This window comes from Mangrovibacter yixingensis (assembly GCF_020523985.1).
In the GTDB taxonomy this organism is placed as follows: Bacteria; Pseudomonadota; Gammaproteobacteria; order Enterobacterales; family Enterobacteriaceae; genus Mangrovibacter; species Mangrovibacter yixingensis.
Map to the genome: position 1 here is coordinate 1,809,126 of NZ_JAIVKM010000001.1, position 11,645 is coordinate 1,820,770.

Below are 11,645 nucleotides of genomic sequence, written 5' to 3' on the forward strand. Positions count from 1 at the left end.
TAATTATCAATACCAAGAAATAAGATTAAATACTGTAATTACAATTGCATACAACTATTTAACTATTTATATTAGTTTGCTGAAAACATATTACCAGGTACGCAGGAGATCAAAAAATGTTAAAAGAAGAGATGGTTAGCCACCTGAATGACCAGATGAATCTGGAACTTTATTCTTCCTTGCTTTACCAGCAAATGAGCGCCTGGTGCAGCTACCACAGCTTTGAAGGTGCAGCCGCTTTTCTGCGCCGGCATGCTCAGGAAGAAATGAGTCATATGCAACGCCTGTTTGACTATTTGACTGATACTGGAAATTTACCGACACTTGCGGCTATCCCGGCTCTGTCGGCAGATTATGCCTCGTTAGATACGCTGTTTACAGCCACCTATGAGCACGAACAATTAATTAGCAGCAAAATTAACGAGCTGGTGCATGTAGCAATGACCATGCAGGATTATCCAACATTCAATTTTCTGCAATGGTATGTTGCCGAGCAACACGAAGAAGAGAAATTATTTAAATCTGTTATTGATAAACTGCGCCTTGTTGGCAATAGCGGTGAAGGGCTGTACTTCGTAGATAAAGAACTGGCAACTTTAGATACCCAGGCTTGATTAATAACCATAGTACGATGCCCGCGCGCTTATGGCTGCGGGCATCGTACTCATCATGGGCAGGCAACTGGCTTGTGGTAAATAGTTAATGGTTGCAAATTTTGTCCTGGCTCGTAGTGAACCCCTGCCCATCATCAATAAACTTTCCTTTCTGTGCCAGAAAAGCGACCAGGGCTTCAGCATCAAGGCCTTGTTCTGAGCAGGTATGGTATTGGGTATTCTCACCGAACCTGGCTTTAACTGCGGACACCAGTGCCGCTGTAGTCCAGGGCGTTTTCGCCTCCAGCATCATCTTCAGCACTTCATGACCATGAACAGATTCCATCCAAGACTCCTCGCTAAAAAGGGAAACCTTACGCAATAACGTTGTTATTTATGTTGCGCCAGGACAAAGATTGTACAGTTTAGGGAGATTCTCAACGTTGAATAGCAATTTCAGGCGGTATTAGCGTACGTGGTAAGAATAGTATTGGTTAAAATTTTTAATCAAAAAAAAACTGGTAGCTCGACATCGAAACTACCAGCCAATTATAAGCAGACATCTTGAATAGGTTCTTCCTTAAGTCGAACTCTTTATACAGCTTTGCCACAGTACGGTTCAACAAAATATTTCCATCTTTATACCAAAATAATTACATTAAAGTTTTTTATCAATAAAAAACAATAGATTACATATTAAAAATAATATAGGTAGTAGTAAGTAATCAATAAGGAGTATTTTAAGCCTCACTAATATATTATTTATCACCACAAGCAGAACTTTATTTAGCAGGAAATCAGTACCTGTAAAATATTTAATCTGCAAGTAATCACACCCGATATCATTTTGAGTGTTATTTGATTAATTCACGTAAATTATTCAGGTCACCGAGATGCCCTGGCAACCTGAGTAGCGGGAAGAAGTTCTACAACTGAAGCCTTACCATCACATCATGGATTTCAGTGAACACACTCTCTGCTACTGGCAAGAGTGGGCGCGGCAGACCATCACAAGGCGTAATTCCAGCCAGTTGCGCCATCGCTGCCACCACACGCAGGCTGCCATGCTGTTGGAACAACTGCCAGACAGGTGCAAGTTGCTCATTTATTTCCCCTGTTCCCCGCTCAGCACTACGTAGCAATGCCTGGCAAATCTCAGGATACAAACCAGCAAGTACGGAATACCAAATATCAAAACCACCGGATATTGCAGCCCAGGCAAAAGCATCACCACTCACTCCCAAAGAAACCGTTTCAGGTAACTTATCCCGCCAATGCTGTGCCAAACCAGCGGCTTCACGCGGCTCTGTTGCTGCTCCCGGAAATTTCACAGAAGCAATATTGGGCAGTCTGCAAATCTGGGTAATCAAGGCCTCACTAAAATCAAAATGAGTGGTGCGTGGGTTAATGTATACACAAACGGGGATGGATGACGCCTGGCTAATCGCTTCATACAATTTAAATACTTCACCATCGGACAAAGGTTGGTATGACAACGGCGCAAGTAAAACAGACGCAGCCCCTGCTTTCTGGGCATCATCAAGATGGCGTAACACATCGCGCTGGCGGTTAGATCCTACCCCAACCATAACCGGGATCCCAGGAGCCCCCTCAACAGCCAGTTTTACCAATAGAGCACGCTCCTCATGATTAAGGTATGCATAACTTCCGGTCGAACCCGCCACACAAATACCATCAATTTTCGCTTCGGCAAGCCGGCCAATAATCTGTGTAAAAGCCTCTAAATGAAGCTGGTGTTCATCAAGCGGTGTTAAAGGAAATGCGTACAGACCCGACAGCATAGTCACCTCCATAGAAGGTTAGTATTTATCAAGACGGCGAAAAGTAATCACATACAGTTGCTGCTCACCAGGATATATCTGACTGATAACAGACTGCAGTTCTGCCAAAGACATATTTTCCTGCCGGGCATGGGTGGTTGTTAAGTCGCAAGGAGCAACAGGCACAACAGAAATAACCTCAATGGCACAAAAAATATCATTATTATCTTCATAACCCACTCGCAAATGCTCACCGGGGCAAAAATGTGATTCCATTTTATTGCGAATAGTAATTGTTTTCTTATCGCTCAATATATCGGCGGCGAAGCGACGATAAAAAGTTATATCTGGTTTCATACTTTTCTTATCCATCAAATGGGCACTCACAATTCTGTATATCCCTGCGAATTTATCCGTAATTACACTATGTTACGCCTTTTTTTCCGTTAACGACGTGCAAATTATGTAAATAACAATGCCTCACATTGTTAAAATAACCATTATTTTTGTGAGGGTGTTCACGGTTATCCGCGCTAAATCCTTTTACATTGCGTGGGCATGTTCAGCCAGCGTTGCTGCTATAACGCAAATATCCTCATTTAAAACAATGAGCTGTATAGCTATTGCTACATGTAGCAATAGACTCTCCTCTTTTTTGCAGCAGCATCCAGTTTGTGATTTTTGTTAACAATGGAAGGTACGCTGTCTGTGCACCTCGTTATTACTCTCATTAATGAACAGGGGAAGTCTAATGTCGACATATTATTTTCTGCCCACTCGTAATGTATTTGGTGAAGACAGTGTCCAGGAAGCCGGGGTTTTGGCAAAAACACTAAATGTTAAAAAAATTCTTATTGTTACCGATGCTTTTTTAGCAAAAAGCGGGATGGCAGATAAAGTAGCAAGCATCTACCAGGAAGCCGGAATAGATGTGCATATTTTTGGCGGAGCAGAGCCTAACCCCACGGATAAAAATGTAGAAGCAGGCATCAGTTGCTACCGTGAACATGGATGTAATGGCATTGTCTCTCTTGGCGGTGGTTCTTCTCACGATTGCGCAAAAGGTATTGGGTTACTTGCCGCGAATGGTGGCAATATTCACGACTACGAAGGGGTTGATAAGTCCAAAAACGAGATGATCCCGCTGATGGCAATTAATACCACCGCAGGTACCGCTTCTGAAATTACACGTTTTTGTATTATCACTGATACAACACGCAAAGTGAAAATGGCCATCGTTGACTGGCGTGTGACCCCTCAAATTTCCATTAATGATCCGGTACTGATGGTTGGTATGCCACCCTCACTCACTGCTGCAACCGGGATGGATGCACTTACCCATGCCATTGAAGCTTATGTTTCAACCATGGCCAATCCATTGACAGATGCCGCTGCATTAAAAGCCATCACCATGATCACGCAGTACCTGCCGAAAGCCGTAGCCAATGGTGAATATATGAAAGCCAGAGATAATATGGCCTACGCACAATACCTGGCAGGTATCGCATTCAATAACGCATCGCTTGGGTACGTGCATGCCATGGCCCACCAACTTGGCGGTTTTTATAACCTGCCCCACGGTGTATGCAATGCCATCCTGCTGCCTTATGTTGAGTCGTTCAATTTGATCAGTAACCTGAACCGGTTCCGTGATATCGCTGAAGCGATGGGGGAATGCGTGGAAGGCCTTTCTACAGATGAAGCGGCAGACAAAGCCATTAGAGCCATTCGCCGCCTGAGTAAACAAGTTGGTATCCCCGAATCGCTTAAGAGCCTGGGTGTTAAACCTGAAGATTTCGCTATTATGGCCGAGAACGCGAAGAAAGATGTATGCCAGTTAACCAACCCGCGTAAGGCAACTAAAGAACAAGTGATTGAACTTTACCGCCAAGCTTATGAAGGTGAATAACGGATATTTACCGCAAGCCAATTAATTACCCATAACGACCGCAAAGACCTGGTGCCTGGCATCAGGTCTTTTTTATTGCTTTAACCCCTTACCTGCACAAAATTAAGCAATAAGCACAGGCGCATGCAGAGCAAATGGGAACGATACTCGCCGCCACCAGCGTTACCTGCCAGGGCACAATTTTCAGATACAAAAAAACCACCCGTAGGTGGTTTTAACGACACTGCTTTTCATTGATTTTATTCTAGATTTCCCCATGGTACCCGGAGCGGGACTTGAACCCGCACAGCGCGAACGCCGAGGGATTTTAAATCCCTTGTGTCTACCGATTCCACCATCCGGGCAGGGAAATTGGAGGCGCGTTCCGGAGTCGAACCGGACTAGACGGATTTGCAATCCGCTACATAACCGCTTTGTTAACGCGCCAAATTTTTGCCTTTATAGCTGATAACCGCTTTCGCCATTATCGATAACTGGAGCGGGAAACGAGACTCGAACTCGCGACCCCGACCTTGGCAAGGTCGTGCTCTACCAACTGAGCTATTCCCGCATATCGAAATAAGTTAATCTTTTGATTTTCTTACTAACCGGCTAACCGTGCCGCCGTTCGATGCGTTGCATTCTACTTACCTCACGCACTGAGTCAACGAAATTTTCTCATCTCCCTGATCGTTTGCTGAATTTTGCGCCGAATAGATCACGGTTCGAGCAAATCACCACGTGCAGCGTCCAAATACTGGAACATTGACCAAAAAGTCAGGATGGTTGCAATGAACAACAGCCCAATACCGGTGTATTCAATCCAAACATTTGGCCGCCAGAGCATACCGATCAGAGCCAACATTTGTGCCGTGGTTTTGACTTTACCCACCCAGGACACGGCGACACTACTGCGCTTACCAATCTCCGCCATCCATTCACGTAAAGCAGAAATAATAATTTCTCTGGCTATCATTGTTGCCGCTGGCAGAGTCACCCACCAACAGTGGTAATACTCCGCCACCAACACCAAAGCCGTCGCCACCATGACTTTATCGGCAACCGGGTCAAGGAATGCGCCAAAACGTGTACTTTGGTTCCAACGGCGGGCAAGGAAGCCGTCGAACCAGTCAGTCACTGCTGCCAGGCAAAAAATGAAAGCACACAAAAATGGCGCCCACTGAAACGGCAGGTAGAACGCCAAAACAAAAAACGGAATCAGGATGACACGAAACAGCGTCAATAATGTTGGTATATTAAATCGCATAGCGTCGCTAACTATTTGTCGTGAGTGAGAATTTGCTCTATGTTGCTACAGAGACCCTAATGTTTCAATGCATAGAAAATCTTTTCTGCCAGTGCGTCTGAAATTCCTGGCACTTTCGCAATCTCCTCGGCGGACGCATTACGCAAAGGCTGTAACCCACCCATAAATTTCAGCAACATCTGCCGCCGTTTTGGGCCGATTCCTTCGATGGACTCAAGGCTACTGGTACTTTTCACTTTTGCCCGCTTTTTCCTGTGCCCACTAATAGCGTGGTCATGTGATTCATCGCGAATATGCTGAATCACATGCAGTGCAGGTGAATCAGGTGGTAATGAAAAACCTTCACCTTCTGGTTCAAAAAACAGCGTTTCTAAACCTGCTTTTCGATCACTGCCTTTGGCCACCCCTAACAACAAAGGATGCGTTTTATCCCAGGTGACATCAAGTTCAGCAAAAACCGTTTTTGCCTGGCGCAACTGCCCTTTCCCACCATCAATAAAAATCACATCCGGAATTTTGCTGTCATCAATTGCTTTACCGTAGCGGCGGCGCAATACCTGATTCATGGCGGCATAATCATCGCCTGGCGTAATACCGGTAATATTGTAACGCCGATAATCAGCACGTAATGGCCCATTTGTATCAAAAACCACGCAAGATGCGACCGTTTGTTCGCCCATTGTGTGGCTGATATCAAAACACTCCATGCGTTTAATTTTCGGTAACTTCAATACCTCAGCCAGCGCGCTCAAGCGTTGATGAATGGTAGACTGCTGTGACAATTTAGTCACTAACGCTGTTGCTGCATTGGTCCGGGCCAATTTCAGGTAACGAGCACGGTCACCACGCGGGCGTGTTTGCACATGTATTTTCCGCCCAGCCAGTTCCGATAACGAATCACTTAGTAACCCCGGTTCGGCCAAATTGAAATCCAGCAGTATTTCCCCCGGTAAGGTACGTGACTGGCTTCCTTGCAAATAAAACTGACCAACAAACGTTTCAACAACTTCACTTAGTTCGGTACCACCCGGCACTTTTGGAAAATAACTACGGCTACCTAACACTTTCCCCTGGCGAATAAACAACACGTGGACACATGCCATACCAGCATCAAATGCCACGCCTATCACATCCAAATCATCACCAGTGTTGGAAACAAATTGCTTTTCAGTGACTCGCCTTACAGCCTGAATTTGGTCTCTTAACCGTGCCGCTTCTTCAAATTCCAGCGACTGGCTGGCAGCTTCCATACGCGCAACCAGCATACGAATAACCTGGTCATCTTTGCCAGACAAAAATAACCGCACATACTCAACCTGCTGGGCGTAATCTTCATCGCTGACAATACCTTTTACACAAGGCCCAAGGCAGCGGCCAATCTGGTATTGCAGGCAAGGACGCGAACGGTTGCGATAGACATTATTTTCACACTGGCGAACAGGAAACACTTTTTGCAATAACGCCAGTGTCTCACGCACAGCATAGCCATTCGGGAAAGGTCCGAAATATTCCCCTTTAGCATGCTTCGCACCACGATGCATCGCAAGCCTTGGGTGGCTATCACCGCTCAGAAAGATAAAAGGATAGGATTTATCATCACGCAGCAGCACATTGTAACGTGGCTGATAAAGCTTAATGTAGTTGTGTTCAAGAAGAAGGGCTTCTGTTTCCGTATGTGTAACGGTGACATCAATTTGGGCAATTTGCGCCACCAGCGCTTCAGTTTTACGGCTGGAAACCTTAGTACGAAAATAGCTTGATAACCGCTTTTTCAGGTCCTTGGCTTTCCCGACATAAATGACAGTGGCCTGGTCATCATACATCCTGTAGACACCAGGTTTGCTGGTCACGGTCTTTAAAAAGGCTTTTGCGTCGAAATTTTCACTCACTGACTTGCCAAAGGCTCCGTATTACAAAGGCCATGACGAATCGCCAGATGGGTTAACTCGACATCGCCGCTAATATTAAGCTTGCTGAACATCCTGTAGCGGTAGCTGTTCACTGTTTTTGGGCTGAGGTTGAGTTGCTCTGATATCTCGTTCACCTTTTGCCCGCGCGTTATCATTAACATGATTTGTAATTCCCGCTCAGACAACGAAGCAAAAGGCGATTCTGTTTTCTCCGGCTCTATTTGGCTCAAAGCCATCTGTTGTGCAATGTCAGAAGCTATATAGCGCTGGCCCGAATGCACAAGGCGAATGGCGTTCACAACTTCTTGTGGGGCAGCACCTTTGCTCAAATAGCCCGAAGCGCCCGCTTGCATAACTTTTGCAGGAAGCGGATTCTCAGTGTGGATCGTTAACATGATGACTTTAACTTCAGGTGTGGCGCGCACAATTTTGCGAGTGGCTTCAAGTCCACCAATGCCAGGCATGTTCATGTCCATCAGGACAACATCCACAGGGTTAGCCCGGCAGAACTTGACAGCATCCTCACCACAGGCTGCTTCACCTGCGATACGAATGCCTTTAACATCTTCCAGAATGCGTCGTATCCCTGCGCGCACCAGTTCATGGTCATCAACAAGAAACACGTTGATCAAGGGAGTATCTCCAGAAAAGGGATAACGCTTCATGCCCTTCACAATTCGAGTTGTACGTCCTGACAGCTCACAGGCTATCGCCCTCTGCAACTCGATTTATTCCGGGTATATACATCATTTACTGCTTCATAGTACCGGGTTTTACATCAACTTTAAATTGTTAAAAGAGACAACATCAGATTTTTATGACGATTGTGAAATTTTATCATGAGATAAAAGATAAAAATGCAACATACAGGTGAAAACCAACACAATTATGTAAGCCCGTGTACCTGACAACAGATTTAGCCCAACAAAGCCAGACTTACCTGTTCATTATTTGACAACGCCAATTATTTCGCCGCACTGAGTTAACCTGCATCATGAGCACTGCCTCTAACGTTCAATTATTCAGCGTAACGAAAGAAACTTTCGCCGTTTATTGTATTAAACACTTTGTATTACAGTTTTCTATACAGAAGGAATATAACTCGCTTAAGCTATGCTATAATGCGCGCCTTTCGTCACATATTGTGATTGATACATTGTATCATTTTAATGAGGTATCCAATGAGCCAACCTGATTTGTCCACCAATGAAAATCTCCAGGAAATTGCACTGGAAATCACTTGCCTTAAAGCGATGGTTACCCAAATGCTGAAAGCTCTGGGGCAGGCCGATGCTGGCCGTGTGATTATTAAAATGGAAAAACAGATTGCAGAAATGGAAGATCAAGCTCAGGCAGCGGTGTTCACCAATACCGTTAAGCAGATTAAACAGGCTTACCGCCAGTAGTCATCTGCAATAACAGAAAAGGCCGGTGGATATTGAAATATCTAACCGGCTTTTTTGATTCTGTCTGCACGCAGAACAACGTTATCTTTCAGATAAGCCCTGTAGCGGCTGCATAGCAAGCTATTTGGGTTTTATTCGGAGCATTAAACTTCTTTTGCATATTCTTTTGGTGAAAGTTCACCGTATTCTCAGAAATAGATAAAATCATGGCAATTTCTGCCGAGGTTTTACCTTCTGCTGTCCAAAGTAAAATTTCCCGTTCACGCTTACTTAACTTGTATTCAACAGACTGCATTGCCTGTTCATCAAGACGATTAAGGGTAACCATGCTCAATTCAGTAAGGAACTGAAGGTGTAGCGATATTTCATCATCGCTCAAAGCCTGTTTACGCTTACACTCCGCAGATACAGACAAAAAGCCAATGGCCCGGCTCGGTGCTATAAGGCACTGTGTTACACCGAATTTAAGACCATGAGCTTGTGCGGAAGCCCAAAAATCGGGGACATCTTTAAACAACGACTCATTCCACGGCAGGTAGCCAAGATTATAGTTTTCTGGCCTTAACACCGGGTCTATATCAAAGTAATTATTCGAAATATATTCATTCTGCCATTCCTGACTATAAGTTGAATAAACTGTTAACTTAGGTCTGGTAAAAGGAACCGGATAGCGTATACACAAAGCGAAACAATCATAGCCTATCAATTGTGTCTCTTCAGTTAACAAATCCCAAAGTTCCTGAATTTGTTGCACTGAATTAAACCGAGACTTCACTTCGCATCGCCAAGTAAAGAAGTTGGTATTTACCATTATTTTTCTGTATCTCCCAATCTGGCACCTGAACCGACATGGATAAAATACCATACAAATAGGAAAACCCTAGTGTAAAAGGCAATTTTCTCAGGAAAAATCTTATTGATTATTGGTTGATTGTGCTAGCAGCTTGTATTGACAGCATTTATGATAATCACGCTAATAATTACTATAATCGACAATATAAAATCACTTAAGAATTACCTTACTAATACTTAATCATTATTCCTGCGATCACAGACTATTTGCCTTAGGGAAAGTGCAGCCCAAAAGGCGCAGCAAAAATAACGCCACTACAGTGGATTATGGGCTTTGCTGTGGGGCTGGTACGGATTAAAGAGAAGAGGTAAGAAGGCAGAACAGGCCCCCCACAGGGTGCCTCAGATTGATGAAAAAGAAGGAAAAAGCGTGGTTTTTCCTTCTTTTTAGTTAGCAGCCGAAAATCAATAAATTGATTTTCCTGGTTTTTTATTGGGTGACATCCTCTCGTTCTGTGCGGACATGAGGTTTGTCATCAGGCTCAGGCACCCCTCAGGGTGCCTGAAAAAGGATTAATTAACTAAAAATTTCTCCAAAAACTGACGCGTTCTGGGGTGTTCTGGATTGGAAAACAGTTGATGAGCAGGCCCCTGCTCCACAATATTTCCCTGGTCCATGAAAATCGCTCTGTCGGCAACATCACGGGCAAACGACATCTCATGGGTAACGATCACCATAGTGCGTTTTTCTTCCGCCAGTGCCCGAATCGTGGTGAGCACTTCGCCCACTAACTCAGGGTCCAGTGCCGAAGTGGGTTCGTCAAACAAAATTACCTCAGGTTGCATGGCGAGTGCACGGGCAATGGCAACACGTTGCTGTTGCCCACCACTGAGCCGCTTAGGGTATTGGTTCTCTTTGCCAGTCAACCCCACTTTAGCCAACAACTCACGAGCAACTGCAATTGACGATTCCCGTGACTCACCCTTAACAATGACAGGGCCTTCAATAATATTCTCAAGCACAGTGCGGTGAGGAAACAAATTAAAGTTCTGGAATACAAAACCAACATGCTGGCGCAACTGGCGGATTTTTCCCCGCTGACGGCTAATGCCAACCTGAGCATCAATCAAAATATCACCCACTTTGATTGTGCCACTGTCCGGTGTTTCCAATAAGTTGATACTGCGCAGTAAGGTTGTCTTCCCGGAACCACTTGGTCCGATAATCGCCACAACCTCACCTGGCCGAACATCAAAATCGATGCCATGCAGTACAGTTTGCCCATGAAAGGTTTTAACCAGCTGTTTAACTTCAATGGCACTCATTTGGGATCTCGCTCCTGGCGGTTTAACTGGTTTTCAAAATAGTTCTGCAATGCAGACAATACCGTGGCCATAACCCAATAGATAACAGACGCCGCAAGGTACATTGTAAACACTTCCAGGGTGCGAGACGTAATCAACTGCGCCTGGCGAAACAGCTCCGGTACCTGAATGGTGGCAGCAAGAGAGGTGTCCTTCACCAGGCTGATAAAACTGTTGCTCAAAGGTGGCAGAGCAACTCGTGCAGCCTGGGGCAAAATAGCGCGGCGCATTGTTTGCCAGCGCGACATCCCAATACTGGCTGCTGCTTCCCACTGCCCTTTATCAATAGAGCCAATAGCGGCACGCAGCGTTTCTGCTGCATAGGCTGCTGTATTGAGCGACAGACCAATCATGGCAGAAGGCACCGGGTCAAGCTCGATACCAAACTGCGGCAGGCCGTAATAAATCATAAATAGCTGGGCAATCAACGGTGTTCCACGGAAAATGGAAATATAAGCACGGGCCAGCCAGGACACAGGCCAAACTGGTGACATTCTCATTAGTGCCAGCAAAAACCCCAACACCAGGCCAAAAAACATGCCCCCGATACTGAGCTGAAGTGTGAATACCGCGCCTTTTAGTAAATAAGGCAGGGATTCAAGTATTAACTGCATACTTTCTTGCATTATTATCGTTTACCCTG

12 protein-coding genes and 3 tRNA genes are annotated in these 11,645 nt (G+C 45.1%); 3 read left to right on the forward strand and 12 right to left on the reverse strand.

What is annotated here, in order from left to right; all coding sequences use genetic code 11:
* Nucleotides 1–116: 116 nt before the first annotated feature.
* Nucleotides 117–614 carry a non-heme ferritin gene (gene ftnA / locus LC084_RS08365; protein ID WP_226570707.1) on the forward strand — a complete coding sequence of 166 codons (498 nt, stop codon included), beginning with the start codon at nt 117–119 and terminating at the stop codon, nt 612–614.
* A gap of 85 nt (nt 615–699) precedes the next feature.
* Here the strand turns inward: ftnA and LC084_RS08370 are convergent, their stop codons facing one another.
* The 3 genes from LC084_RS08370 to yqfB all read right to left on the reverse strand — a co-directional run bounded on the left by LC084_RS08370 (nt 700) and on the right by yqfB (nt 2,731).
* On the reverse strand, nt 700–939 hold the full coding sequence (locus LC084_RS08370; RefSeq protein ID WP_226570708.1) for a YecH family metal-binding protein: 240 nt from the start codon (nt 937–939) through the stop codon (nt 700–702).
* Nucleotides 940–1,519: 580 nt separating this feature from the next.
* Nucleotides 1,520–2,395, reverse strand: coding sequence for a dihydrodipicolinate synthase family protein (locus LC084_RS08375; protein WP_226570709.1), 876 nt, complete (start codon nt 2,393–2,395; stop codon nt 1,520–1,522).
* Nucleotides 2,396–2,413: 18 nt separating this feature from the next.
* Nucleotides 2,414–2,731 (reverse strand): N(4)-acetylcytidine aminohydrolase, encoded by a 318-nt coding sequence (gene yqfB, locus LC084_RS08380; RefSeq protein ID WP_226570710.1) that lies wholly within the window; start codon nt 2,729–2,731, stop codon nt 2,414–2,416.
* Between the two features lie 394 nt (nt 2,732–3,125).
* Between yqfB and LC084_RS08385 the strand changes: the two genes are divergently transcribed.
* Entirely contained in the window at nt 3,126–4,283 is a 1,158-nt protein-coding gene (locus LC084_RS08385; protein ID WP_226570711.1) for an iron-containing alcohol dehydrogenase, read from the forward strand.
* 257 nt (nt 4,284–4,540) lie between these two features.
* Here LC084_RS08385 and LC084_RS08390 read toward each other — a convergent pair.
* From LC084_RS08390 to uvrY, 6 genes are all read right to left on the reverse strand, one after another.
* Nucleotides 4,541–4,627: transfer RNA gene (locus LC084_RS08390), tRNA-Leu, on the reverse strand.
* Between the two features lie 8 nt (nt 4,628–4,635).
* Nucleotides 4,636–4,709 (reverse strand) — tRNA-Cys (locus tag LC084_RS08395).
* Nucleotides 4,710–4,757: 48 nt separating this feature from the next.
* Nucleotides 4,758–4,833: transfer RNA gene (locus LC084_RS08400), tRNA-Gly, on the reverse strand.
* Between the two features lie 147 nt (nt 4,834–4,980).
* Nucleotides 4,981–5,529 carry a CDP-diacylglycerol--glycerol-3-phosphate 3-phosphatidyltransferase gene (gene pgsA, locus LC084_RS08405; protein ID WP_036111882.1) on the reverse strand — a complete coding sequence of 183 codons (549 nt, stop codon included), beginning with the start codon at nt 5,527–5,529 and terminating at the stop codon, nt 4,981–4,983.
* Nucleotides 5,530–5,585: 56 nt separating this feature from the next.
* Nucleotides 5,586–7,418: an excinuclease ABC subunit UvrC gene (gene uvrC / locus LC084_RS08410; RefSeq protein ID WP_226570712.1), complete on the reverse strand. Its 1,833-nt coding sequence runs from the start codon at nt 7,416–7,418 to the stop codon at nt 5,586–5,588.
* Nucleotides 7,415–8,071, reverse strand: a complete 657-nt coding sequence (uvrY, locus tag LC084_RS08415) for a UvrY/SirA/GacA family response regulator transcription factor (protein ID WP_226570713.1) — start codon at nt 8,069–8,071, stop codon at nt 7,415–7,417. Before uvrY ends, uvrC begins: the two co-directional genes overlap by 4 nt.
* 549 nt (nt 8,072–8,620) lie before the next feature.
* Between uvrY and LC084_RS08420 the strand changes: the two genes are divergently transcribed.
* On the forward strand, nt 8,621–8,845 hold the full coding sequence (locus LC084_RS08420) for a DUF2594 family protein (protein ID WP_226570714.1): 225 nt from the start codon (nt 8,621–8,623) through the stop codon (nt 8,843–8,845).
* An 88-nt stretch (nt 8,846–8,933) separates the two neighbouring features.
* On the opposite strand, the gene sdiA is transcribed toward LC084_RS08420, so the two are convergent.
* The 3 genes from sdiA to tcyL all read right to left on the reverse strand — a co-directional run bounded on the left by sdiA (nt 8,934) and on the right by tcyL (nt 11,628).
* Nucleotides 8,934–9,656, reverse strand: coding sequence for a transcriptional regulator SdiA (gene sdiA / locus LC084_RS08425; protein WP_226570715.1), 723 nt, complete (start codon nt 9,654–9,656; stop codon nt 8,934–8,936).
* Between the two features lie 554 nt (nt 9,657–10,210).
* Nucleotides 10,211–10,963 (reverse strand): L-cystine ABC transporter ATP-binding protein TcyN, encoded by a 753-nt coding sequence (gene tcyN / locus LC084_RS08430; protein ID WP_226570716.1) that lies wholly within the window; start codon nt 10,961–10,963, stop codon nt 10,211–10,213.
* Nucleotides 10,960–11,628: a cystine ABC transporter permease gene (gene tcyL, locus LC084_RS08435; protein WP_226570717.1), complete on the reverse strand. Its 669-nt coding sequence runs from the start codon at nt 11,626–11,628 to the stop codon at nt 10,960–10,962. Before tcyL ends, tcyN begins: the two co-directional genes overlap by 4 nt.
* Nucleotides 11,629–11,645 lie beyond the last annotated feature (17 nt).